The 25,166-nt window shown below is 66.0% G+C and carries 17 protein-coding genes and 1 pseudogene; 12 read left to right on the top strand and 6 right to left on the bottom strand.

From position 1 onward, the window contains the following. Positions 1 to 206 precede the first annotated feature (206 nt). The 3 genes from BJF92_RS05595 to BJF92_RS05605 all read left to right on the top strand — a co-directional run bounded on the left by BJF92_RS05595 (position 207) and on the right by BJF92_RS05605 (position 2,231). A complete protein-coding gene (locus BJF92_RS05595; protein ID WP_075633761.1) occupies positions 207 to 755 on the top strand; it encodes a DUF1003 domain-containing protein in 549 nt (182 codons plus the stop codon). A gap of 245 nt (positions 756 to 1,000) precedes the next feature. Further along, positions 1,001 to 1,615 (top strand): ABC-type transport auxiliary lipoprotein family protein, encoded by a 615-nt coding sequence (locus BJF92_RS05600; protein WP_075633762.1) that lies wholly within the window; start codon positions 1,001 to 1,003, stop codon positions 1,613 to 1,615. Positions 1,616 to 1,907: 292 nt separating this feature from the next. After that, the gene (locus BJF92_RS05605; protein WP_342585773.1) at positions 1,908 to 2,231 is read left to right on the top strand and encodes a hypothetical protein; all 324 of its coding nucleotides are present in this window, start codon (positions 1,908 to 1,910) and stop codon (positions 2,229 to 2,231) included. A 331-nt stretch (positions 2,232 to 2,562) separates the two neighbouring features. On the opposite strand, the gene BJF92_RS05610 is transcribed toward BJF92_RS05605, so the two are convergent. The 3 genes and pseudogenes from BJF92_RS05610 to BJF92_RS26400 all read right to left on the bottom strand — a co-directional run. Continuing rightward, positions 2,563 to 2,841, bottom strand: coding sequence for a BON domain-containing protein (locus tag BJF92_RS05610; protein ID WP_075633764.1), 279 nt, complete (start codon positions 2,839 to 2,841; stop codon positions 2,563 to 2,565). A gap of 321 nt (positions 2,842 to 3,162) precedes the next feature. Continuing rightward, the gene (locus BJF92_RS26395) at positions 3,163 to 7,413 is read right to left on the bottom strand and encodes an apolipoprotein A-IV repeat region-like domain-containing protein (RefSeq protein ID WP_425356451.1); all 4,251 of its coding nucleotides are present in this window, start codon (positions 7,411 to 7,413) and stop codon (positions 3,163 to 3,165) included. Positions 7,414 to 7,536: 123 nt separating this feature from the next. After that, a pseudogene (locus BJF92_RS26400) lies at positions 7,537 to 13,326 on the bottom strand (apolipoprotein A-IV repeat region-like domain-containing protein); the annotation flags it as partial. Between the two features lie 536 nt (positions 13,327 to 13,862). Between BJF92_RS26400 and BJF92_RS05620 the strand changes: the two are divergent. After that, entirely contained in the window at positions 13,863 to 14,237 is a 375-nt protein-coding gene (locus tag BJF92_RS05620) for an Hpt domain-containing protein (protein ID WP_075633766.1), read from the top strand. Positions 14,238 to 14,508: 271 nt separating this feature from the next. Next, complete coding sequence (locus BJF92_RS05625) at positions 14,509 to 14,829, top strand: 2Fe-2S iron-sulfur cluster-binding protein (RefSeq protein WP_075633767.1); 321 nt, start codon at positions 14,509 to 14,511, stop codon at positions 14,827 to 14,829. Positions 14,830 to 14,929: 100 nt separating this feature from the next. Here BJF92_RS05625 and BJF92_RS05630 read toward each other — a convergent pair whose 3' ends face one another. Then, on the bottom strand, positions 14,930 to 15,136 hold the full coding sequence (locus BJF92_RS05630; protein ID WP_075633768.1) for a hypothetical protein: 207 nt from the start codon (positions 15,134 to 15,136) through the stop codon (positions 14,930 to 14,932). A gap of 351 nt (positions 15,137 to 15,487) precedes the next feature. Between BJF92_RS05630 and BJF92_RS26240 the strand changes: the two genes are divergently transcribed. Next, positions 15,488 to 17,197: a M10 family metallopeptidase C-terminal domain-containing protein gene (locus BJF92_RS26240; RefSeq protein ID WP_075633770.1), complete on the top strand. Its 1,710-nt coding sequence runs from the start codon at positions 15,488 to 15,490 to the stop codon at positions 17,195 to 17,197. A gap of 237 nt (positions 17,198 to 17,434) precedes the next feature. Here BJF92_RS26240 and mazG read toward each other — a convergent pair whose 3' ends face one another. Both mazG and BJF92_RS05650 read right to left on the bottom strand, forming a co-directional pair. Then, complete coding sequence (gene mazG / locus BJF92_RS05645; RefSeq protein ID WP_075633957.1) at positions 17,435 to 18,256, bottom strand: nucleoside triphosphate pyrophosphohydrolase; 822 nt, start codon at positions 18,254 to 18,256, stop codon at positions 17,435 to 17,437. 39 nt (positions 18,257 to 18,295) lie between these two features. After that, a complete protein-coding gene (locus tag BJF92_RS05650; RefSeq protein ID WP_075633771.1) occupies positions 18,296 to 18,895 on the bottom strand; it encodes a nucleoside deaminase in 600 nt (199 codons plus the stop codon). 180 nt (positions 18,896 to 19,075) lie between these two features. On the opposite strand from BJF92_RS05650, the gene cysG reads away from it, so the two are divergent. The 6 genes from cysG (at position 19,076) to BJF92_RS05680 (ending at position 25,103) form a co-directional block, all read left to right on the top strand. Continuing rightward, positions 19,076 to 20,539 carry a siroheme synthase CysG gene (gene cysG, locus BJF92_RS05655; RefSeq protein ID WP_075633772.1) on the top strand — a complete coding sequence of 488 codons (1,464 nt, stop codon included), beginning with the start codon at positions 19,076 to 19,078 and terminating at the stop codon, positions 20,537 to 20,539. Between the two features lie 2 nt (positions 20,540 to 20,541). Further along, positions 20,542 to 20,856, top strand: a complete 315-nt coding sequence (locus BJF92_RS05660) for a DUF2849 domain-containing protein (RefSeq protein WP_075633958.1) — start codon at positions 20,542 to 20,544, stop codon at positions 20,854 to 20,856. A gap of 18 nt (positions 20,857 to 20,874) precedes the next feature. Further along, the gene (locus BJF92_RS05665) at positions 20,875 to 22,545 is read left to right on the top strand and encodes a nitrite/sulfite reductase (RefSeq protein WP_075633773.1); all 1,671 of its coding nucleotides are present in this window, start codon (positions 20,875 to 20,877) and stop codon (positions 22,543 to 22,545) included. A 12-nt stretch (positions 22,546 to 22,557) separates the two neighbouring features. Beyond that, a complete protein-coding gene (locus tag BJF92_RS05670; protein ID WP_075633959.1) occupies positions 22,558 to 23,064 on the top strand; it encodes a DUF934 domain-containing protein in 507 nt (168 codons plus the stop codon). A 249-nt stretch (positions 23,065 to 23,313) separates the two neighbouring features. Then, positions 23,314 to 24,126 carry a ferredoxin--NADP reductase gene (locus BJF92_RS05675; protein WP_075633774.1) on the top strand — a complete coding sequence of 271 codons (813 nt, stop codon included), beginning with the start codon at positions 23,314 to 23,316 and terminating at the stop codon, positions 24,124 to 24,126. Positions 24,127 to 24,431: 305 nt separating this feature from the next. After that, positions 24,432 to 25,103, top strand: a complete 672-nt coding sequence (locus tag BJF92_RS05680) for a PadR family transcriptional regulator (RefSeq protein ID WP_075633775.1) — start codon at positions 24,432 to 24,434, stop codon at positions 25,101 to 25,103. The last annotated feature ends 63 nt before the right edge of the window (positions 25,104 to 25,166 follow it).

A 25,166-nucleotide genomic window follows, 5' to 3' on the forward strand; every position in this document is an offset into this window, starting at 1 on the left:
CGGGCGCGCGTCCGAACGGACTGCCAGCGCAGATGAAAGCGTCGCAGCGCCTCCGTCAAGCCCTGGCGCGATGCGAGAGAGCAGCAGGCGCTCCCTCATAGAGCGCGCCCTCAGATTTTCCGAAGCGGCGCTGCCGCCATCTTGCCAAACCGCCGCTTCCGGCCGAAAAGCGGCGTAACCCTCAGGGCAAGGAAGGCAGACCGCTCATGGTGCATCTCGACGACGCCGCTCACCGCCTGTTCGGCAAGCCGCTGGAGGCGCTGGGCAGCGCTGAGCGCAGGGTGCTGCACAAGACCAAGACGCGGCAGCCCGTTTCGGAGGATCTTAATGTCAGCTTCGAGGCGCAGCAATCGGTCGGCGACCGGCTGGCCGATGGCATCGCCCGAGTCGGCGGCTCCTGGAGCTTCATCATCGGCTTCCTTCTGTTTCTGGCGGTCTGGGCCTTCGCCAATACGGTGCTGCTGACCAAGGATGCCTTCGACCCCTATCCCTTCATTTTCCTCAATCTGGTCCTGTCCATGGTTGCCGCCATTCAGGCGCCGATCATCATGATGTCGCAGAACCGCCAGGCAAGCCGCGATCGGCTGGATGCGGCCAAGGATTACGAGGTCAATCTGCGCTCGGAAATCGAGCTGATCTCGCTGCACAACAAGGTCGACACCATTCTTCTGGCCGAAATCGCCAAGCTGCAGGAGGAAGTGGCGCGGCTGCATTTGCGGCTGGATGCGGAAAAGACGGGCGGCGAGCGTCTCTGATCCTGGTCCGCGACGCGCCAAGCGCTCGTTCGGCGTGGCGCAAATGCACGATCTTTAAAAAAAGCTCATCGTTGCGAACGGTGCCCGGCGCTTTGTCCCTTGTGTTGGATCAAGGGCTTGATACCCATGGGGCAGGGTGCGACTCGTGATCGGGAGACCGGCTTCCGTCGCCCATGGCGCAACGGGGCTTTCCCTTCCCGATGCGCGTCCTATGTTGCTGGCGATCGAACAGGAATTGGGTAGGAATGACGGTTCTGCGTGAGCGGGTGACGAAGCGGACGTGGCAGGCCAAGGCCGGCGCAGTCGCACTGGTGGGTCTGGTTCTGACGGGCTGCGGCACGCAGGCCAAGAACGATACGTTTAGCCTGTCGGCCATGCCGGCCATCGAAGGGCCGGCATCCACCCGCCGGCAGATCCTCGTGCCCGAGCCGACCGCGATCAAGGCGATCGACAGCGAGAACATCGTCGTCCGCCTTAAGGGCTCGGAGCTGCAATATCTCGCGCAGTCGCAGTGGAGCGACCGCCTGCCGCGTCTCGTCCAGGCCAAGCTGGTGCAGGCCTTCGAGAACACCGGCAAGGTCGGCGGCGTCGGCAAGCCGGGCGAGGGGCTGGCGATTGACTATCAGGTCGTCACAGAAATCCGCACCTTCGAGATCAACACCGTCGGGGGCAGCCATGCGACCGTCGAGATCTTCGCCAAGATCCTCAACGACCGCAATGGCACCGTGCGCACGCAGAAAGCCTTCCGCGCGACTGTGCCAATCCGCGGCAGCGACCATGCCGGCATGGTCGCTGCCCTTGACGGCGCCTTCGCCAAGGTCGCCGCCGATCTCGTGGCCTGGACGCTGGTTTCGATCTGATCGAGCCTGCGGGCCGGCGCTGGAAGGCGATGTCTGCGTTGCGCCAGTTTGCTCGACCTAAGATGGGACGCCCGCTTGCCTGCGGTTTTGAACATTGGTGATGATGAGGCTGGTTGACTTTGCCGCTGCGTGAAGGGGAGTCTTCTTGAGACTTGCTCCGCTCTTGACAGTCCCGCTCATGATGATCGCGGCCTCTGGCGCCGCCGGAGCGCGCGATTTTCCGCTCGCATCTTGCAAGAGTTGGAATGCAACCCTTGAGCATAGGTCAGGCGTTGACAGCCGGCGGGCAACCATGACCGGCACGGCCACAGAAGCGAATCTTGCGGAATATTGCCAGCGCGACCCCGGCGGAGAAACAGTGCAGTATGGCGGCGATCTCACGGTCAAAGCCTGTATCGCCAAATACCGCCAGCAGGCCGGACACGCCTCCTATCGCGCCGTCGCCGATTGCACCAAGGGAAGCCTGAGCTTCTTTCCGCCACAGGGCGATCCTCAAACCGTCCTATTTCCCCTTGCCGAAGATGCGGATACCTCCTGCGCCTCAGGCATGCCGCCGCTCATGGCCCAGTTCAAATTGCTCTGTCCCAAAGCTGCCGCTCGATACCATATCGAGTGAAGACGGGATCGAGATCCCGCGCTGCTCATCTCGCTCCTACAAAATCCGATCGATCGTTTCGCGATGTCTGGCGCTTCCTGGCAGAGGCGCAAAGTCCTCGTTTAGTTATGCTCGGGCTTGTCCGAGCATCTGTAAATTGTTGAAACCTCTCCGAAATCACCATCTTGGCAGATCCTCGGGACAAGCCCGAGGATGACCTCGCACATGTCGACTTTGCCAGAAGTTTCAAAAGTCGGACGCGATCCTTCAGGATTTAGGACCATCCTGCAATTCGATCGCTGAGAGAATGTTACCTGCGCCGGCATTGTCCCCAAACGAGGCATGCACCGCGTCAATGCGCGCCTGTCTTCGCCAGGGCGATCTCGTTGACCACCGTCGTCACGCCATCCACGCGCTTGGCAATCTCCAAGGCGGTCTCGATCTCTTCCGTGCTTCCCACTTGCCCGCCCAACAGGATCTCGGTACCGCGCGCGATGACGGTTATGCCCGTCGCGTCGAGCGCACGATCGGCGGCCAGCGCATCTGCAATGCGGGCCTCAAGCGCCGCAACGCCGTTTGCAGCACCTTCCTCGGCCGGCACTTCGTGAAACATCCGTTCCTTGTAGACCATGTCACCGTCCTCCTTGCCATGTCCCTACCGCCGCGCCAAAACGCGACCGCTTCCACTCGACATAATGCGCTGACGGCCGCTTTGGTTCAGCCCTAAACGACCTGGAGGCAGGCAGCGGCTTGGAGAGCGCTCTTCTCGGCTCGAAAGGTTGGAGCTGGCCCTCTGGAAAACAGAGCCTAAGGCGATCAGGACGGGCACCGTTTCCCGCTCCTATACGCAGTGCCAACTCTACCAACGATTTGCCCGGCTCATCGCTCGACATGAAAAAGCCCGCCCCGGTCTCCCGAGGCGGGCTGATGTTCCGTTACAGGCCCGAGCCGCTTAGCTGAACCGGCCGGCTGCGTGGGCGAGCATGGTATAGACCTTGCCCGTATCGGAGGTCAGGTAGGTCTGCGTCATGGTCCGGTCGCGGTCGTTGCGGGCGACATCGGCCAGCAAGCGCTCGAAATCGGCGATGTAGCGATCGACCGCGGTGCGGAACTCCGGCTCGCGATCATATTTGCGCTTGATCTCGTCGAAGGTCTGCTGGCCCTTCAGCGTGTACAGACGACGGGTGAAGACGTCGCGCTCGCCGCGCTGGTAGCGGCGCCACAGATCGATCGAGGCCTCGTGGTCGATCGCGCGGGCGATGTCGACCGAAAGCGAGTTCAGCGATTCCATCACATGGCGCGGGTTGCGGCTGTCGGCCTGCGCGCGCTGCGGCTCGGCACGGGCCGGCTCGGCCATGCGCGGCGCCGGAGCGGCGTCGAGGCCCTGATCCTCGCGCGAGGCAGCGCGCAGGAGATCGCGCATCCAGCCACTGCCGCTGTCGCCGGCCTCTTCGCCACGCGGGGCCTGGGTGCCTGCGCGCGGATCGATGCCGAGGCTGCCGCGCAGGAAGGCGGCATCGGCTGCATCGCGGCGCGGATCGGCGGCCGGCTGCGCGGGACGCGGCGGTGCCGGCTGCTGGCTTGCCGATCGCAGCGTGCCGCTGGCGCCGGGCGTCGGCCGTGCTTCGACAGGCGCGGCCTGGCGGGGTGCGGGTTCTGCCGGCTGCGGGGCCGGCGCAGCCCGGCGGGCGGGCTCGGCCGGAGCGCGCTGGCGCAGATCAGGCTCGGCCATCGGCGCGGGCGCCGGGCGGCTCTGGGCCGGTGCCACGGCATAGGCCGACTGACCGAGATAGGGCTGCTGCTGCGGGGCAGGAGCGGCGATCTGCGGCGCCGGCGCCGGGCGCAGGGCGGCCTGGACGGCGGCGGAAGCCGAAGCGGAGGCCGCTGCCGCCCCACGCGGCAGGCCGACTTCGAGCTGCGTCGAGGAGCGGCCGATGATGTCGGACAGTTCCTGCAGCGCCTTGATCTGCTCGCTGACGGCGCGACGCATGGCGCCAGCGCTTTCCTTTGCTTCTTCCGGCAGGTCGAAGGCACCGCGGCGCAGCTCCTCGCGGGTCGAGTCCAGCTCGTGGCGGATCTCGGCGGCGGAGCGGCGCAGCTCGTCGGAGGCATCGGCAAAGCGGCCGACCGCCTGTTCCATCGCCTGGCGCAGGGCATCGGTGGCAATCAGCGCCTCGCGCTCTGCCTCGCTCAGCGTGCCGCGCACCTGATCATAGGCCTGGGCGACCGTGCCGGTGAGATGGCTGGCGAACTGGTTCGCGCGGCCTTCCGCCCGGGCGAAGACATTCTCGACCGAGGAGCCCGTTTCCTCGCTGGCCTGGGCCAATTGCTGGCGCAGGACCTCGGCAGCCGCCTGGGCGCGCTGCTCGGTCTGCGAGAGCATGCGGCCAACATCGCCAAAGGAGCTGTGAATGCCGTCGCGCAGGTTCTGCGCCACCTCGGTCGAGCGCTGCTCGGCCCGTTCAAAGGCACCATTCACGAAGCCTTCGACGGCGCGCATGGTCGTCTGGATCTCGTCCGAGCGACGGACGAGGCCCTCCGTCAGGGTGCGCAGCGCCTCCTGACGCTCATCGAGCGTGCTGGCGAGGTTGGACTGGGCGGCGCCGAGCAGGTCCGAGGCTTGCGACAGGATCTGTGCCTGCTGGTCGAACTGCTGGGAGATGCCGCCGAGGCGCGACAGCGTGCCGGTGGACACATCCGCCAGACGGCCGATGCGCTCGTCCACGAGCTGGATCGCCGCGGACAGAACGCCGGCGGTCTGCTCGGTCGTGGCCGAAACCCGCTCGCGGGTGGCACCGAGCTTCTCATCGATTTCCGAGAGACGCGCGGTGGACTGTTCGAGCACCGAACCGATCGCCGCATTGTTGGCCGAGAGCCGGTCGATGAGCCCTGATGCCACGCTCTGCAGGCGGCCTTCCATCGCCCGCATCGTGTCTGCCGTGCCTTCGGCGCGGCCGACCAGGGCATTGATCGTCTCGTCGGTGCGGGTCGTGATGGCATCCACCATGGCCGCGCTTTCGCTGCGCAGACGCTGGGCGGAGGTTTCGGCCGCGGCCGACAGCTGCTCCGTCGCCTCGCGGCCGGTGGCGGCATACCGCTCGACCATCGGGATGGCCTGCTGCTCGATCAGGCGCGACAGCTCGGCCGTGCGTCCGGCCAACAGCGAGTTGATGTCGCGGGTGCGCTCGTCGAGCGTGGTGCGGATTGCGTCGCCACGGGCTGCCAGCGCCTTTTCGGCTTCGGTCACGCTGCGTTCGAACAGCGCGCTCTGGTCGGCGAGCTGGTTCTGCGCAGTGGCGGCGCGGCGCACCGCGCCATCGGTGGCTTCCGCGACATTGCGGGCGAGCTCGGCGCTGCGGATCGCGGCCGCGGCGGTCGTCTGGTCGAGCTCCGTCTGGAAGGCGGCCTGACGGGCGGCCAGCGCTTCCGAGAAGGCATCGCCGGTCCGGGCCATCTGCTCGGCGGAGCGGCGCGACTCCGCATCCAGCTGGCTGGAGACATCGCCGACGGCGCCGCGCAGATTGCCGACGAATTCCGAGGCCTTGCCTTCGATCGTGCGGCTGACCGCATCGAGGCCGACATTCAGCGCACGGTCCATCGTGTCCAACCGCTCGCCGATGCGGGCGGTGTGGGCGTCGGCGGCAGCGGCGATCCGCTGGGCGGCCTCGGCGCTGGTGCGGTCGATACGCTCGCCATGCTGGGCCATCGCGTCGCTGACGCGGCCGGTCGCCAAGTCGCCGGCGCGGCCGATCTCGGTCGCATGCAGCGCCAGGCTGTCGGCAATGCGGTTGGCGACGGTCTCGCTGGTGCGGTCCACAGTCTCCATGCTGCCCTGCAGCGTCTCGACGACGCGCCCGGCAGCCTGCTGGCCGGCGCGGTCCAGCGCCTGCGAATTGACCAGGATCGCCTCGCCGATCTCACGACCGGCACGGTCGAGCAGCCCCGCCACGCCCGAGACGCTGTCGCCGATGCGGGTTTCCAGGCCAGACAAGGTGGTTTCGACCCGCTGCCCGGTCTCGTCCAGCCGGCTGTTGATGCCGGCGGCGGATGCATCCATGCGGGCGCTGAGCAGGTCGGCGGCGCGGCCGATTTCGCCCGCGGTCTCGCCGAGCTTCTGCGCCACCTGGCCGGCGCTGGAGCGCAGACGGTCGTCCAGCGCTTCCACACTGGTGTCGATCGCCTGGCGCAGCTGTTCCTGGCGCTCTTCGAGCGTCATCTCCAGCATGCTGCCGCTGGTGGCGAGCGTCGTCGCCATGGAGGTCGTCTGCTCCTCGAAGCTCTCGGAGAGGCGGCTGGTGGTGTCGGCAACCACGGTCTCAAAGGCCTTGAGGCCGGCATCGAAGGCGTTGCGGATCGAACGGTCCGCGCCATCCAGTCGCTCGGCGATCTCGCTGGAGCGGGCCGACAGCGTCTGGCCGATCTCGACCGAGCGGCTGGCGAGCGCCTGGGTCAGCTCGTTGGTCTGGACGGCCAGCGCCGAGACCGATTCGCCCGAGGCGATCGAGAGGCTGCGCGCGGTCTCATCGACCTGGCGGCTCAGATGGGTGGCAATGCCGGTCGCACGGTTTTCCATGTCGGCGGCGATGCCGGAGACGCGGCTGGTCATGTCGGCGGCCAGGCTGGAGGTCCGGCTGGTCATCGACTCGGCGATATCCGCGGTGCGGCCCGTCAGTTCATCGGCCAGCCCGCTGACGCGGGAGGTCATGTCCTGGGCAATGCCGGCCACACGGTCACCCAGAGCGCGATCGATCTCGCCGACATGGTCTGCCATGGTTTCGGCGATGGTGGCGGCGCGCAGCGACATGGTGTCGGCCAGCTCTTCGCCCCGGGTCGTGATCTTCTCGACCATGTCCTGGGTGCGCGAGGCAATGGCGCCGCTGATCTCGGCCGTGTGATGGGCGAGCACGCCGTTGAGCACCACGGCCTGGTTCGCCACGCTGTCGCGCAGCACGCGGGTGCCGGCGGCCATGGTCTGCTCGAGCCGCTCGGCACTGCCCGAAACGGTCTGTTCGATATCGGCCGTGGAGCGGGCCATGGCGCTGGTGATGGCGCCGGTGCGTTGGGCCAGCATTGCGTCGAGGCGATCGGCCTGTTCGCCGAAGCGCTGCTCCAGACCTTCCGCCTTGCCGGCGAAGACGCCTTCGAGTGTTTCGGCGGAACGTGCGACGGTCGCAGACAGGGCCTGGGTGTTGCTCGACAGCACGCCGTCGATCAGGCGGCTGTTGTGATCGAGCAGGGCGCCGGTCTCGCTGACGAGACCCGCCAGACGCGCGGCGCGCTGGTCGAGGGCGGTTTCCGCACGGTTTGCGGATTGACCGAGGGCGTCCTGGTGGCGGGCGAGCAGGGCGTCGATGCGGCCTGCGCCGCCTTCCAGCGTCTCTTCCATCTGCTGTGTGGACAGCGCCAGCACGCCGGAGAGCGAGCCGGTCTGTTCTTCCAGCACCTGGCCCAGCCGCTCGAAGCGGTCGGCGCCGGTGTCGAACATCTGCTCGATCTGCTGGGCGGACAAGGCGAGTACGCCCGACAATGTGCCGGTGCGGTCTTCCAGCGTCCGGGCAAGCTGGTCGCCGGCTGCCTGAAGGCTGCCTTCCACCGTGTCGGTGGTGTGCTCGAGCGTTTCCGTATGGCGGGCAAGCAGGCCGTCGAGGCGTTCGGTGCTGCCGGCGAGCCGGCTGTCGATCGCATCGATCGACCGGCCGAGCATGCCGGAGAGCGCGTCGGTGCGCTCTTCCAGCGCGCCGTCGAGGCGGGCGGCCGTCGCCATCAGATGGCCTTCGATCGCCTGGGTCGTGCCGGAGAGAATGTCGGCATGGCGGTTGACGAGGCCGCTCAGGCGCTGGCTGTTGCCATCGAGCGTTTCCTCGATCTGGTGGGCGGAAAGCGCCAGCACGCCGGAGAGCGAGCTGGTCTGGTCTTCCAGCATCCGGCCGAGCTCGGTGGCGCTGTCGCGCAGATTGCCTTCAATGCCCTGAGCGGTGGCGGCGAGCGTTTCGGTATGGCGGCCGAGCAGGCCGTCGAGCCGGCCCGTGCTGTCCTCGAGCATGCTCTCGATCGACTGGGAAGACAGCGCCAGCACGCCGGACAGGGCGCCCGTGCGCTCTTCCATCAGGCCGGACAGGCGGTCTGCCTCTTCGCGCAGGCTGTTTTCGATCGTCTGGGTCGTGCCGGACAGGAGGCTTTCGTGGCGGCCAACGAGATCCCCGAGGCGCTCGGCATGGCCGTCCAGCGTGGTTTCCAGCGCGGCGGAGGACAGGCCGAGAACGCCGGACAGGCTGCCGGTGCGGTCTTCCAGCGTGCGGCCGAGTTCGTCGGTCGATTGGCGCAGGCTGGTTTCGATGGTCTGCGTCGCATCGGAGACCAGCTGTTCATGACGGGCCACGGCCTCGCCGAGACGGCCGGCATGGCCGTCGAGCGTCTCCTCGATATGCTGGGCCGACAGCGCCAGCACCCCGGAGAGCGAGCCGGTGCGGTCTTCCAGCATCTGGCCGAGATCAGCCGCAGTCGCGCGCAGGCTGCCGTCGATCGTCTCGGTCGCGCCGGACAGCGATGTGCCGATCCCCTGCGCGTGGCCGGTCAGCATGGTGTCGAGGCGGGCTGCGCCGGCGCCAAGCGTGCCGTCCAGTGCCTGGGCCCGCTCGTCGAGCAGTGTCGAGAGGCTGCCGGTGTGGCGGCCGAGCAGGCTATCGAATGCGCCGGTGGCCGTGCCGAGGCTGTGTTCAAGCGCGGCTGCGCCGGTCGAGAGGGCGTTATCGACAGACGCGCCGGCGGCCAGGATGGCCTCGCGGGCTGCTTCGGTCGAGCGGGCCATGCCGGTCTCCAGCGCATCCTGCGCCGTGGTGAGCCGGTCGGCATGCTGCGACAGCAGACCGTCCAGGCGCTCGGCATTGCTCTCCAGCGACTGGTCGATGGCGGCGGTGGACAGGGCCAGCGTCCCGGAGAGCGCGCCGGTGCGGTCTTCCAGCATCCGCTCCAGCGCGGAGCCTGTGGTCTCCAGCGTGTTGGCGAAGGCATCGCGGCCGGCCGCCAGCGCGGTGCCGATGCGGTCGCCATGGGCGGTGAGCAGCGTGTCGAAGCGCTCGGCATTGCCGTCGAGCGTTTCTTCCAGCGAAGCGGCGGAAAGCGCCATCATGCCGGAGAGCGAACCCGTGCGGTCTTCCAGCATCTGGCCGAGCTGACCGCTGGTGGTGTCCAGCGTGTTCTGCAGCGCCTCGGTGTTGCTGGCGAGCGTGGTGCCGATCCGCTCGGAATGGGCGGAGAGCAGCGTATCCAGGCGTTCGCCATTGCCTTCCAGCGACTGTTCGATCGCGGCAGTGGACAGGGCCAGCGTGCCCGAGAGCGCGCCAGTGCGGTCTTCCAGCATCCGCTCCAGCGCGGAGCCGGTGGTCTCCAGCGTGTTGGCGAAGGCATCGCGGCCGGCCGACAGCGCGGTGCCGATGCGGTCGCCATGGGTGGCGAGCAGCGTGTCGAAGCGCTCGGCATTGCCGTCGAGCGTTTCTTCCAGCGAAGCGGCGGAAAGCGCCATCATGCCGGAGAGCGAACCCGTGCGGTCTTCCAGCATCTGGCCGAGCTGACCGCTGGTGGTGTCCAGCGTGTTCTGCAGCGTCTCGGTGTTGCTGGCAAGCGTGGTGCCGATCCGTTCGGAATGGCCTGCCAGCAGCGTGTCGAGACGCTGGGCATTGCCGTCGAGCGTTTCTTCGAGCGAGGCGGCGGAGAGCGCCATCATGCCGGAGAGCGCGCCGGTGCGGTCCTCCAGCATCCGGTCGAGCTGGCCACTTGTGGCGTCGAGCGCGTTCTGCAGCGCCTCTGTGTTGCTCGCAAGCGTGGTTCCGATACGGTCGCCATGCGCGGTGAGCAGCGTGTCGAGACGTTGGGCATTGCCGTCGAGCGTGTTTTCGAGCGAGGCGGCGGAGAGCGCCAGCATGCCTGAAAGCGCGCCGGTGCGGTCTTCCAGCATCCGGTCGAGCGTCGTGCCGGTCGTCTCCAGCGTGTTGGCGAAGGCTTGGTTCCCGGTCGATAGGGTGGTGTCGATCCGCTCGGCATGGCCGGCCAGCAGCGCGTCCATGCGCTGGGCGCTGCCGTCGAGCGTTTCTTCGAGCGAGGCGGCGGAAAGCGCCATCATGCCGGAGAGCGCGCCGGTGCTGTCTTCGATCAGGCGGCCGATCTCGGCGCCCGTGCTGGCCAGCGTCGATTCAAAGGCCTCGCGGCCGCCCGTCAGCGTGGTGCCGAGGCTGTCGACATGGCGCGACAGCGTGCTGTCGATGCGGGTGGCATTGTCTTCGAGCGTCTGCTCGATCGAGGAGGCCGAAAGCGCGAGCATGCCGGAAAGCGAGCCTGTGCGGTCTTCCAGCATCTGGCCAAGCTGGCCGCTGGTCGAGTCGAGCGTGCTCTGGAGCGCTTCGGTGTTGCTGGCAAGCGTGGTGCCGATCCGTTCGGAATGGCCGGACAGCAGCGTGTCGAGGCGCTGGGCATTGCCGTCGAGCGTTTCTTCGAGCGAGGCGGCGGAGAGCGCCATCATGCCGGAGAGCGCGCCGGTGCGGTCTTCCAGGACGCGGCCGAGGTCGGCGCCGCTGGTTTCCAGCGTGTTGCGCAGCGTCTCGGCATTGCGGCCGAGCGTGGCATCGAGCGCTTCGCCATGGGCGGAGAACAGGCCGTCGAGACGGGTGCTGTTCGCCTCGAGCGTCTGCTCGATCGATGCGGCGGACAGGGCCAGCATCGAGGACAGCGCGCCCGTCTGGTCTTCCATCAGCGTGCCGAGGGCCGCGCCATTGTCGCGCAGCGCGCCTTCGATCGTTGCCGTAGTCGTCGACAGCATGCGGTTCATGTCGTCGGCATGGCCCGCCATCAGCGTGTTCAGCCGTTCGGTGCCGCCTGAAAGCGTGGCATCCATGGCATTCGCGCGCTCAGCCATCAGTGTCGACAGGCTGGCTTCCCGCTCCGCAAGCGACTGGCCGACGCGGTTCGCAACCGCATCCAGCCGGATTTCGGCCTGGCCGACGCTTTCGGACATGGCGCTTGCCAGACGGTCGCTGACCGTGGTGACGGCCTGATCGACCAGTTCGGCCGACTGGCCGAGCGTGGCGCTCAGCGCTTCGGCGCGGCGGGCCAGAATGCCGTCGATCCGCTCGGATGAGGCCTGCAGCGTGCTGTCGATCGCGTCGGCATTGGCGGCCAGCAGGCCGGCCATGTCTATGGCGCGCTCGGTCAGCGTCTCATCCAGCCGCGTCTGCGCGGCGTCGATGCTGCCGATCACCTGGCCGGTGCGGCTGTCGAGCGTTTCGGTGATGCGGCGTTCGGAGGCGGTCAGCGTTGCGTCCAGCGCGGCGGCGCGCTCGCCGAGGCTCGCCTCGACGCGTTCCTGCGCGGCCGTCAGCGCGCCGATCAGCGAGCCGGAGCCGGCCGTCAGCGCCGCCTCGACACGCTCCGGCACGACCGAAACCGCCTGGCTGAGCGCTTCTGTGCGCGCCGTCAGTGTCTGGTCGAGACGCTCGCCGGCTGTGTCGATGAGGTCGACCAGCGTCTGCTCGCGTTCGGAAACGGCAGTCTGGATGTGATCGATCGAGCGGTCGAGCAGGGTGCCCAGCGCGGCCGAGCCTTCGCCGACCGTGGTTTCCATGCGGCTGAGCCCGTCCTGGATCTTGGCGTCCAGCAGGCTGGCGCGGCGATCGAAGGCATTGGCGAAATCTTCAAAGCGCGAGTCGAACTCGGTCGAGAGCTGACCGATCGTCGCCTCGAGCTTCTCGCTGAAGAAGCCGGAGCGCAGGTCGAGATCGACGATGGCGTCGTCGCCGGCGCTCTTGAGCGTCTGGCGGAAGGTGGCGCCCTTTTCGTCGAGCGTGTTGTTCAGCGAATGGATCAGGTCTTCCAGGCCGCTGTTGATCGCCTCGTGGCCGATGCTCAGGCTTTCATTCAGGTCACGCGTGCGGGCAAGCAGCGTCTCGTTGAGCTGGCGGGCGCGGTCGTTGAGCGCAATGTTCAGCTTCTCGGTGCTGGCGTCGAGCGCAACGGCGCGGGTCTCGAACTGGCTGAGCAGCTGCTCGCCGCGGCGCGTGACGGTTTCCAGGCGCTGGTCGAATTCCTCGTTGAGCGAGATCGTCGCGGCCGACAGATGCGTCATCATCGAATTGGTGCGGTCGGCCAGCATCGAATCGAGCGCCTTGGAGGCGACGCCGGCGCGGTCGGTGAGCGTGGCGGCGCGGGTCTCGATCAGCGAGGCGAAGGCTTCGCCGGTCATGGCGATGCGCTGGGAGAAGTCCTCGCTGGCAATCGCCAGTTCGGTGGTCAGCTGGCTGTGGACGCCGGAAATCGAGGTGCGCAGGCGTTCGGCATGGCCGACGATCGATTCGCGCTCGAGGCTCAGCTCCTGCAGCAGCGTGCGCACGCGCAGCTCGTTCTCGCTGTAGCTGCGCTCGAGCGCGTTGACCTCGGTGTGCACGAGCGATTCAAGCTCGGTGGCGCGCGCAATGGTGCGCTCGATGCCCTCGTTCATCGCCGAAACTTCCCGGCGCACCGCATGGCCGACGGACATGATCCGGTCCGTCGCCGCCGTTTCCGGCTCGGCGAGGCGCATGGCCACTTCGGCCATGGAGCGGGCGGCGCTGCGCATTTCCTGCGCGCGCGCCATCATGGCGCCGAAGCCGAAGAAGACGAAAATCGGCAGAATCAGACAGACGGCGGCGCCGATCAGGCCCGGATTGGCGGCAAGGTCGGAGAGGCTGCGCAGGCCGGCAAGGCGGTCGCCATAGATCATGAAGGTGATGATCAGGCCGGCCAGAAGCCAGAAGGCCGAGAGGAAGAAGGCGGTGCGCATGGTCGAGCGGCCGGCGCGCAGGTCAGCGTTGCGCAAGCTTGCCTCGTTACGACGGGCATCGTCATTGGCAGGCTTGAAGGCCTGGTTGCGCGCGCCGGTTTCCGCCTGGCGGGGGGCGTCCTCGCGGCGGGCGGCCTGGGGCTGGCGCTGCTGGCCGCTGCGCGGCTTCTGCGACGGCGCTGCACGCTTGGGTTCGGTCGACTGGTCGTCGAGCGCGGATTTCAGCTCGTCGAAATCGATCTTCAACGCATCCTCCAAGGCCTGAAACGCCTTATCGTCCATCGATTCATTGGGCTTCTTCGTCGCCATTGCGGATACGCCTCGTTACCGAACCAAAGCTCTTTCCGCGACTGGCGCCCTCCGCCGCCGGGCTTCCGCGGGGAAGCATCGGCGCACGCCATGTCACGAGATCGAGCCCGCTGGCGGGGCAGGGAGCGCGCCGCCGAGATGCGCCCTGCCGACCAGCTGAATTTGTTACTCTTCCGGGCTTTTAGCACCTGGTGATGCCACCCTCACAGCGTATCGTAGTGACACATCCCAGGATCTCTTACAATTAACGCCCCCGGCCATTCGTTAAAATCCTAACAATTTCTTAACGCGCCCGATGTGCTGATGCTTTGAAAAGCAATGGTTTGCAGGCTGTTGCCCCGTGTTAACCATAGTGAAAGATCATGCCCTCTTTGTGCCTCCTTTTAAGGGGATAGGCAGCGGCTCCGCGTCATTCTCGCAGTCCGGCCGGCGCGCCGGGCCGTGCGACAGCCGGAATCACATCACCGCGCGTTCAGCGCCCGAGGGAATCACTTTTCCGGAGGTCGCCGAACACCAAACCTTGAGGACCTTCCGCCATGGCCGAGCCGGCCTCCACCATCGCCTTCGATGCCCCGCCCTGCGACGGCGCGCGCACCCCATCCCAGGCCCGCCCGATCGACCTCGATCATCTTGCGCGCCAGACGATGGGCGACAAGTCGCTGGAAATCGAGGTGCTGCAGCTTTTTGCCCGGCAGGCCCGCCAGGTGGTCAAGGAACTCGCCGGCTGCGATCCAGCCAGATTTCCGTTTCTCGCCCACCAGCTGAAGGGTGCGGCACTGGCGGTGGGCGCGCAGCAGGTCGTTGCGGCAACACGGGCGCTGGAGGAAGGGCCTGTCGGCGCCGAAGCGCTGGCCACGCTGCATGCGCGCGTGCTCGACTGCGAATTGTTCATCCTCAAGCTGTGCCGCTGACAGGGCCTCGCGCCGAAAGCGGCAAACGGCTGTCGCGCACACCCCCCCATACGACAACCCAATGGCGGGGCATCCGGCCGATGGCGATCTCGGCCGCGGCTCAAGGCGGCTGGCAGAAGCGCTTGTGATAGGCCGGGCGATCAGCCTCGCCCTGCGTTGCGCGGTTGACGGGCTGGCTGATTTGGTGAAGAAAACCGGCTCGTACCGTCTCTCCGCTCCAGGGGCGACGTCTTTCGACCGCCTGGTCGCTCCAAGAGCCCGAGAGCCTTTCATGCCGAAGCTTACCATCGTCGCCTTTGATGGCACGCGCTATGATTTCGATGTCGCCAACGCCACCACCGTCATGGAAAATGCGGTGCGCAATGCCGTGCCCGGGATCGAGGCCGAATGCGGCGGGGCCTGCGCCTGCGCCACCTGTCACGTCTACATCGACGCGGCCTGGACGGCGGCCGTCGGTGGCCCCGAGGCGATGGAAGAAGACATGCTCGACTTCGCCTATGACGTGCGTCCGACCTCGCGGCTCTCCTGTCAGATCAAGATGAGCGACGCGCTGGACGGTCTCGTCGTCCATGTGCCCGAGCGGCAGGCCTGATCCGGCCTATCGTGCCGGACTTTTCCGAAGACCGGGTCCCAGCTTTCGGTGCGATGCCTCGAGCGTGATGTCCCCCGGCATATGGCGCGTAGCCGCGCCGTCAGTCGCCGTAGCGGATCTTGCCAGACCGCAGACGCAGCTTTGCCTGCGCCGCCAGCGCATGGCGGGGATGCCGGCGGATGAAGCGTTCATAGGCCTCGCGCGTGCCTTGGCGTTCCACCATGGAAAATTCGCGGCGGATCGCCTCCTCGGCATTGCCAGGCGGGTTGATGCTGTGTGGTGTGTGGGGTGGATGATCGGCAGCCATGGCCCTGTCCATCGGGGTGATTGCGCAAAGCGCCGTGACGAGAAGGACGATGGCGCGAAGGCGGCTTGCGGCGCCTTTGCCCTCATGTCGCGATGGCGACCTCGCGTCGCGAAGATCCTTCCTGCACGCCGTCATGATCTTCTCACTTTTTCGACCTGGTTTCTCTGTGGGGTTCGGCTTGAAACCCTGCATGCAACTTCTGCTCTAAGGGCTTAAGGCTTTTCGATCTTTCCTTAAGCTGTGTCCAGTAGACAGGGATGAAAGCGGGCTGAACTTAAGCCGGCAGGGGCTCTGTTCACAAGGGTGTCCGTGCTTGTATACCACGGATGTCCAAGGAGGCGTAAGGACAGTATGGCACAGACGAAAACCGTAAACGCAACCGGCAATCAACTGATCGACGGCGTGCTCTATGAGCAGGCCTGGGCCGATCGCACGCTGACCTACGCCTTTCCCACCGCGCTGTCGAGCTATGGCTATGGTCAGGACATCAGCAGCGACTTCGCGCCGATCTCGACCGCACAGAAGCAGGAGGCGCTGTTCTTCCTGGAGCGCTCGCGCGGGACGGCAGCCGATGACGGCTTCTCCGTGGAGGGCTTCACGCAATTGTCGCTTTCGCAGGGCACCCCCGATGACGCCGTCATCCGTTTTGCGCAGTCCTCCAACGACAACGAAACGGCCTATGCCTATCTGCCCGACAGTGACGAGACGGGTGGCGACATCTTCTTCGGCATCGCCTATCGCGGCAAGCCGGAGGATTATCGCAAGCCGGTGGCCGGCAATTATGCCTGGCATACGCTGGTCCACGAGCTCGGCCACGCGCTCGGCCTGACCCATGGCCATGAGAGCGACGGTTTCGGCATGCTGCCTGCGGCCCAGAACTCGCTCGAATTCTCGGTCATGACCTATCATTCCTATATTGGCGCCAAGGGCGAAGGCTCCGAATTCGAGCCGTTCGGTGCACCGCAGACCTTCATGATGGCCGATATCGCCGCTTTGCAGACGATGTATGGCGCAAATTTCGACACCAACAGCGGCGATACGGTCTATCGCTGGACACCGACCAGCGGGCGCACCGTCATCGACGGCAAGGTGGTGCTGACGCCCGGCGCCAACCGCATCTTCGCCACGATCTGGGATGGCGGCGGCACCGACACCTTCGATCTCAGCGCCTACAAGACCAAGCTGGCGATCGACCTCAGGCCCGGCGAGGCTTCCACCTTCAGCGCCGACCAGCTCGCCTTTCTCGGCGGCGGTCCGAACGACGGCTTTGCCCGGGGCAATATCTTCAATGCTCTGCTTTACAACGACGATCCGCGCTCGCTGATCGAGAATGTCGAGGGCGGCAGCGGCAGCGATGTGATCATCGGCAATCAGGCGAACAACCAGCTCGCCGGCGGCAAGGGCGATGACAGGCTCTCGGGTCTGGAAGGCGATGACGTGCTGATCGGCGGCCTGGGCAAGGACCGGCTCGATGGTGGCGCCGGCAGCGATACCGCGTCCTATGCGCGCGCCAGTGCCGGCGTGAAGGTGGATCTGGCCAAGCCCGGCCAGAACACAGGCGAAGCCTCGGGCGACCAGTTCATCGCGATCGAAAACCTTCTCGGTTCGCGCTTTGCCGATCGTCTTGCCGGCGATGCTGGCAACAACAGCCTCGATGGTGGCGCGGGCAAGGATGTGCTTCTGGGTGGCGCCGGCGATGACCTTCTCATCGGCGGCGAGGGCGCGGACGTGCTGACCGGCGGCGCCGGGGCCGACAGCTTCGTCTTCCGGTCCGCCTCGCAGAGCACCCTCAAGGCGTATGACCGCATCACCGATTTCAGCCCGTCCGAAGGCGACCGCATCGACCTCAGCGCCATCGACGCGATGACGCGCAGCGCCGGCAAGCAAAGCTTCACCTTCATTGGCACCGAGGCCTTCTCCACCCGTGGCGGCGAGCTTCGCTATGAGAAGACTGGCATCAAGACGATCGTGACGGCCGATCTCGACGGCGATCGAAAGGTGGATTTCGCGCTGTATCTCGACAAGTCGATCACGCTCGACGCGGGGATGTTCATCGTCTGACACCGCGAGTGGAATGAATTTGACATTTGATACCCATATGCCGCGAACTCAAGGATCAAATGTCAAATTCGAAAACTCCACTAGAGACAAATAGTTGGTGGTGGTCTTTAAGATTTTGACATTTGCCCCCGAGGGTGCCGCGAACGGTAGCAAATGTCGAAATCAGACCACTAGGAGCTTGCATCAGGCGGTCGGCCGCCCATGCGGGCCGCCGCTTCGGTTAAAGCGCCAGAGCAGTCAGTCGTGCTGCTTGGCCGCCTGCCAGAGCGCTTCCATCCGGTCGAGAGAGGCTGCGTCCAGCGTCTCGCCCGCTGCGGAAAGTTCGTGCTCGATGTAGCTGAAACGCTTGCGGAATTTGCGGTTTGTGCCGCGCAGCGCCTCTTCCGGATCGGCCGCGACGTGACGGCCGAGATTGACCAGCGCGAAGATCAGGTCGCCCAGCTCGTCGGCCACCTTGTCCTGCCGGCCGGCGGCGAGCGCCTCCCGCAGCTCGCCGATCTCCTCCTCGATCTTGTCCAGGATTGGCGCGGGGTCGGCCCAGTCGAAACCGACGGTGGCCGCGCGCTTCTGCAGCTCCAGCGCCTCGATCAGCGCCGGCCCATGCGCCTTGACGGGCGTCAGATGGCTCTTCGCCGGCTCGGGCGGCAGGCCGCGGGCGGCGCGGCGCTCGGCACGCTCGGCCTTCTCCTCCTGCTTGATCGCATCCCATTGCCGCTTGACGCTTTCGGGCGTGTCGGCCGCGCTGCGGGCGAAGACATGCGGATGGCGGCGGATCATCTTCGCGGTGATGGCCTCGACCACGTCGCCGAAGCTGAAGGCGCCCTGTTCCTCGGCCATGCGCGCATGGAACACCACCTGCAAAAGGAGGTCGCCCAGCTCTTCGCGCAGATCGTCGAGATCCTCCCGATCGATCGCATCCGCGACCTCATAGGCCTCCTCGATCGTATAGGGCTTGATCGAGGCGAAGGTCTGGACGATGTCCCAGGGGCAGCCGGTTTCGGGATCGCGCAGCGCGCGCATGATGGCAATCAGCCCGGAAATATCGCGCGCCGGCGTCATCACGGGATCGGTCTCGGGCCGGTCGGTCATCGGCATGCCTCAGTTCAGCGGAATATGGTTGTCGGCCTTGCTGGCCTGGTACTGGTCGGACAGCGCGGCGTAGTCGGCGTGGATGCGGTCCATCTGCGCCTGCAGCGCCGCCTTCTGCGCATCGGCCGAGGCCGCCACCATGTCGCCGAGATAGGCCGAGCGCCAGAAGGCATTGCGGCGGTTGTAGCCGCCGGGCTCCAGCGTGAAGACTTCTTTCAGGATCTTCAGGTCGTGGGGAATGGCGAAGCTGTCACGGGAATCTTCATGGCTGAAGAAATAATAGAAATTGTCGAAGCCGGCCCAGGTGATGGCCGAGAGACACATGGAGCAGGGCTCATGCGTCGAAAGGAAGATCAGGTCGCGCGTGTCGCGGTTTTCGGCCTGTTCGTAAAAGCGCTTCAGCGTGTGCACCTCGCCATGCCACAGCGGGTTTTCCAGCTCATTGTTGGTCTCGGCGATCACCAGCGACAGGTCGGATTTGCGCAGAATCGCTGCGCCGAACACCTTGTTGCCGGCGGCCACGCCGCGCCGGGTCAAGGGCAGGATGTCTTCTTCGATGACGGTGAGCAGACGGGCGGCGAGGGCGTCCTCGGAGAAGGCTTGGGGCATGGGCTGGCTCCGGAAAGGGCGGGCGATCGGATGCCCGCGGGGGTGACATTTGCTCCATATTTCATAATGGCGAGCAAAAGAATACGGTGGGGCAAAAAGCGGCGAACAACTGTTCCTTCAAGTCGATGGTCGTTTCCGGCATAGTGCCGCGCAATTCGTGATCCGGAGTTCCTTTTCATCATGTCGCAAGCGCTGACCGTTTTCCCGGCCTTCTTCCGCGTCGCGCGGAAGCCTGTAGCCGTGTTCGGAAACGGCGACGAGGCCTATGCCAAGGCCCGGCTGCTGCTGAACACGCAGGCGCGCCTGATCGCCTTCGTCGACGAGCCGGAGCCCGACTATGCCGCCTTCCTGCAGGCGCGCGGCATCGAGCAGGTCAATGCGCCCTTCGCGCCTGAACAGGTCGAAGGCATGGCGCTGGTCTTCGCGGCCACAGGCGAGGCTCTTCTCGATCAGGCGATCGTTTCCGCCGCGCGTGCGGCGAAGATCCCGGCCAATGCGGTGGATCAGCCGGAATGGTGCGATTTCATCACGCCGGCGCTGGTCAATCGCGCGCCCGTGGCCGTGGCCATCGGCACGGAAGGGGCGGGCCCGGTGCTGGCGCAGATGATCCGCGCACGCATCGACCAGATGCTGCCGCCCTCGCTCGGCGCGCTGGCGAGCCTGGCGGCCGCCTATCGCCATGCCGTCGACCGGCTTTTGCCGCGCGGCAGCGCCAGGCGGATCTACTGGCGTAATTTCTTCTCTGGCCCCGTCGCCGATGCCGTCGCCGATGGCGATCTTTCGGCCGCGCGCCGTGCCGCCACCCGTCTGCTCAAGGCGCCCGAGGCTGCCGAGGGGCGTGTCTGGCTCGTCGGCGCCGGCCCGGGCGCGGAAGACCTGCTGACGCTGCGCGCCCAGCGGGTGATGATGGAAGCCGATGTGCTGGTCTATGACGCGCTGGTGCCGCAGGCGATCGTCGATATGGGCCGGCGCGATGCCGAGCGACTTTCCGTCGGCAAGCGCAAGGGCTGTCACTCCAAGTCGCAGGCCGAGATCAACCAGCTTCTGGTGCGCCTTGGCCGCGAGGGCAAGCGCGTGGTGCGGCTGAAGTCGGGCGATCCGCTGGTCTATGGTCGCGCGGGCGAGGAGATGGCGGCGCTGCGCGAGGCGGGGATCGCCTATGAGGTGGTGCCGGGCATCACGTCGGCGCTGGCTGCCGCCGCCGATTTCGAGCTGCCGCTGACGCTGCGCGGTGTCGCCTCCTCGCTGGTCTTCACCACGGGCCACGATCTGACCGGCGCGGTGCTGCCGGACTGGGCGCGGCTTGCCGTCTCCGGCGCCTCGGTCGCGGTCTATATGGGCCGCACGGTTGCCGCCTCGGTCGCCGAGCGCCTGGCCGAAGCCGGCCTGCCGCGCGAAACGCCTGTTGCGGTTGTCGAGAATGCCAGCCGGGAAAATCGCCGGCTCATGCACGGCACCCTTGCCGATCTGCCGGACCTGGCCTATCGCGAGGATCTGAGCGGCCCCGTGATGGTGATCATCGGCGAAGCGGTGGCCGGCGCCAATTTCGACCGCTCGCAGCCGCTGTCGCGCGCAAGGGCCGGCGGCGACGAGGGCGAGCGGCTTTTGCCTGCTGACAAGAAGAACGAACGCGTGAGGGCATGAAGATGAGCGACAAGGTCTTGACCGCAAACCGTCTGTCGGACGGAATCTCCGTCTGGCTGGATGCCTCCGGCCAGTGGGTCGAGAATCTGCAGGACGCCTTCGTCGCCCGCCATGCCGAGGCCGTCGCCGCGCTGGAAGCCAGCGGCAAGGCCGCCGTTGCCGACAACAAGGTGGTTGACGTCAACGTCATCGAGATCGAAGAGAAGGACGGCGTGTTGCGGCCGCTGCGCCTGCGCGAACGCATCCGCGCGGAAGGCCCGACCATCGACTACGCGCCTGGCTATCGCGGGCTTCTCGGCCCCTTTGAAGCCGCCTGAGGAAGAGAAGACAGTTTCATGTACCGTTACGACGAATTCGATCATGCCTTCGTGTCCGAGCGTGTCGCGCAGTTTCGCGATCAGGTCGGCCGGCGCCTGTCGGGCGAGCTCGCCGAGGATGCGTTCAAGCCGCTGCGCCTGATGAACGGCGTTTATCTGCAGCTGCATGCCTATATGCTGCGCGTGGCCATTCCCTATGGCACGCTGAACAGCAAGCAGCTGCGCATGCTCGCCCATATCGCCCGCAAATATGACCGCGGCTATGGCCATTTCACCACGCGCCAGAACATCCAGTACAACTGGCCGCGGCTGGCCGATACGCCCGATATTCTGGCCGAGCTCGCCAGCGTCGAGATGCATGCGCTGCAGACCTCGGGCAATTGCATTCGCAACGTCACGGCCGACCATTTCGCCGGCGCCGCCGCGGACGAGGTGGCCGATCCGCGCCCCTATGCCGAAATTCTGCGGCAATGGTCTTCCGTCCACCCGGAATTCTCCTTCCTGCCGCGCAAGTTCAAGATCGCGGTGACGGGCGCCGAGCGCGACCGCGCGGCGATCCAGGTGCATGATATCGGCCTGCATCTGAAGAAGAACGAGGCAGGCGAAATCGGCTTTGCCGTCTATGTCGGCGGCGGGCAGGGCCGCACGCCGATGATCGCCAAGAAGATCCGCGATTTCCTGCCGGAAGAGGATCTGCTCTCCTACACCACCGCGATCATGCGCGTGTACAACCTGCACGGCCGTCGCGACAACAAGTACAAGGCGCGCATCAAGATCCTGGTGCACGAAACCGGCGTAGAAGAGCTGGCCGGCCAGGTGGAGCAGGAATTCCTGCAGCTGAAGGATAGCGAGCTGAAGCTGCCCGATGCGGATATCGCCGCCATCACCGCCTATTTTGCCCCGCCGGAGCTGAAGAACCGGCCGGAAGGCTGGGAGGCGCTGGCGCGCTGGAAGAAGGCCGATGCCGGCTTCGCCCGCTGGGTCGATCAGAACGTTGCCCCGCACAAGCACCCCGATTACGGCATGGTGACCGTCTCGCTGAAGCCGATCGGCGGCATTCCGGGCGATGCCAGCGACAAGCAGATGGATGCGGTGGCCGATCTGGCCGAGGAATTCGCCTTTGACGAGATCCGCGTCAGCCATGAGCAGAACCTGATCCTGCCGCATGTGGCGCTGGCCGATCTGGAGCCTCTCTATCGCGGCCTCCTGGCGCATGGGCTCGAAACCGCCAATGCCGGCCTGATCACCGACATCATCGCCTGTCCGGGGCTGGATTATTGCGCGCTGGCCAATGCGCGCTCCATTCCGCTGGCGCAGGAGCTTTCGACCCGCTTCGGCGCGGCCGAGCGGCAGGCAGAAATTGGCGAGCTGAAGATCAAGATCTCCGGCTGCATCAATGCCTGCGGCCATCACCATGTCGGCCATATCGGCCTGCTGGGCGTGGAGAAGAAGGGCGCCGAGCTCTATCAGATTACGCTGGGCGGCTCGGGCGACGAGAACAGCTCGATCGGCGAGATCATCGGCCGCGGCTTCGAGCCGGAGAAGGTCACGGATGCGGTGGAGACCATCGTCGACACCTATCTCGGCCTGCGGCTGGAACAGTCGGAGACCTTCCTGGAGGCCTATCGCCGGGTCGGCCCCCAGCCCTTCAAGGATGCGCTCTATGGCGCCACCCAGGCCGCAGCGTAAGGGGACCTGATGATGAGCACCACGCCGAAGATCTGGAACGAGGCCGGTTTTGTCAGCGACGACCCCTGGGTGATCGAGACGGAAGAGACCAAGGCCGGCCACAATGAGCGCCCGCTTCTGCCGCTTGCCGATTTCCTGGCGAAAGCGGGGGATGGCGAGCGCGAGCTCGGCGTGCTGATCGCGCCTGCCGACGATGTCATCGCCCTGCAGCCCTTCCTGGACCGCATTGCGCTGGTGGCGCTGTCCTTCCCGGCCTTCAATGACGGGCGCGGCTTCAGCCATGCCTCGCTGCTGCGCAGCCGTCTCGGCTATCATGGCGCGATCCGCGCGGTTGGCGACGTGCTGATCGACCAGATCCCCCTGATGCTGCGCTGCGGCATCGACAGCGTCGCCGTGACCAATGCCACGGCGATCAAGCGCCTGGAAGAAAACTGTCTGCCCGGCATTCCGCATCACTACCAGCCGACCGCCAAGCCGGCCGACAAGGCCGGCGGCTATAGCTGGCGGCGCGTTTCCTGACATCCGACCCCGGCCGGCCAGCTTCGACGGGTTCGGTCGGTTCGCAAGGGTTGGGACGGAAAATAAGGCAACCGGCAGCCGCCCTTTCGCGCGCGCCTGTCGGTTGCGAAACGTTTTCGCTGTTGCGAAGCGGAATGGCGAGGCCATATTGACGTAAAGCATGCGCGCCGGAGGCGCCGGGATGCGGGGGCAAACCCCGTGTCGGAGGCGGCAGATGGCGAGCGGCACCATCGAAGGATCGACATCGACATGAATGCTCCGGCCAAGACCGAAGACTTCGCCGCCACCATTCCGGCCGGCGTGTTCGCTGAAACCGTCACCGAGGTTCAGCACTATACCGACCGGCTGTTCCGCTTCCGCATGACCCGCCCGGAAAGCTTCCGCTTCCGCTCCGGCGAATTCGCCATGATCGGCCTGATGGTCGAGGGCAAGCCGATCTACCGCGCCTATTCGATCGCCAGCCCGGCCTGGGACGAGGAGCTGGAGTTCTTCTCGATCAAGGTGCCGGATGGCCCGCTGACCTCGCATCTCCAAGCGATCAAGCCCGGCGACACCGTGCTGATGCGCAAGAAGCCGACCGGCACGCTGGTGCTCGACGCGCTTACCCCCGGCCGCCGCCTGTTCATGTTCTCCACCGGCACCGGCATCGCGCCCTTCGCCAGCCTGATTCGCGAGCCGGAGACCTTCGAAAAGTTCGAAGAGGTCATCCTGACCCACACCACCCGCGAGGTGGCCGAGCTGACCTATGGCCTCGACCTGATGGAAGAGATCCGCAACCATGAATTCCTGGCGGAACTGGTGGGCGACAAGCTGCGCCATTATCCGACCACGACGCGCGAGGCCTATGACAAGACCGGGCGCATCACCGACCTGATCCGCAATGGCACGCTGTTCTCCGATATCGGCATGACCGGTTTCGATCCCGCGGTCGACCGCGCGATGATCTGCGGCTCCTCCGAGATGCTCAAGGAAACCAAGGAGCTTCTTGAAGCGGCCGGCCTCACCGAAGGCGCTAACAACAAGCCCGGCGAGTTCGTGATTGAGCGCGCCTTCGTCGGCTGATCTTTTTAGGCTTGTCTTGATGCGAAAGGCCGGTTCCGGATCTCGGGGCCGGCCTTTTTCTTTTGGCGCGGAGCGGGGGATGCCGGTGGGGTATCGCGGCGGGCGTGCTTTTCGATATATCAAATATCTTTTCAATTACTCAGTTTCTCCTGACCTGAACGCCACCTACGTCCGGCTAACTCCGCCAGAAACACGATCCAATCAAAGCATGTGACGCCATTTACGATCTATTTCGATATATCTGTTGACGAGGCGCCATGGCAGGCGCATAAGATATATCGAAATCAAATCGAAAGGAGTTCGATATGTTTGGATTTGAATGGGTTGGCGGTCGTCACGATCGCGATCTCCTGCTGGCGATCGGTGGCCGGCACGAGCGGCAGGGGCGCCATGGCCATCCCGAGGGGCGCGGCGGCCGCGGCCATGGCGATGAGGGCGGGCGTTTCACGCGGCTTCTGGGGCAGGGCGACCTCAGGCTCCTGGTACTGCTGATGATCGAGAAGGAGCCCAGCCATGGCTATGAGATCATCCGCCAGATCGAAGCGATGACCGGCGGCGCCTATGCGCCGAGCCCGGGCGTGGTCTATCCCACGCTGACCTTCCTGGAAGAAGCCGGCCATGCCAGCGCGCAGGAAGACGGCAACAAAAAGCGCTTCGCCATCACCGATGACGGCAAGGCCCATCTGGACGAGCACCGCCAGCGCGCGCAGGAGCTCCTGGAGCGGCTGAAAATGGCCGGCGAGCATCGTGAGAAGCGCGAGCGGCACGACAAGCACGAGGGGCATAGGCGCGACGGTCACGGTCACGAGGGCCGTCCGCAGGCCGGTGCGCCGCTGCCGCCGGGCGTGGATGCCGCCATGCTGCACCTGCGCGATGTCCTGGCGCGCAAGCTCGCCGAAGACGAGAAGCGCGCCGGCGGCCTGGTGCGACTGCTCCTGCAGATGGCCGACGAGGTGGAGGCGGGGGAGCGGCCCTGATCTCGCACAAGCCGGGCGGCCGATCGGAGCGATCGGCTTCCCTTGGACGGGTTCGGCTCCTTT

Origin of the sequence: Xaviernesmea rhizosphaerae, from assembly GCF_001938945.1 — a bacterium.
GTDB classification, from domain to species: domain Bacteria; phylum Pseudomonadota; class Alphaproteobacteria; order Rhizobiales; family Rhizobiaceae; genus Xaviernesmea; species Xaviernesmea rhizosphaerae.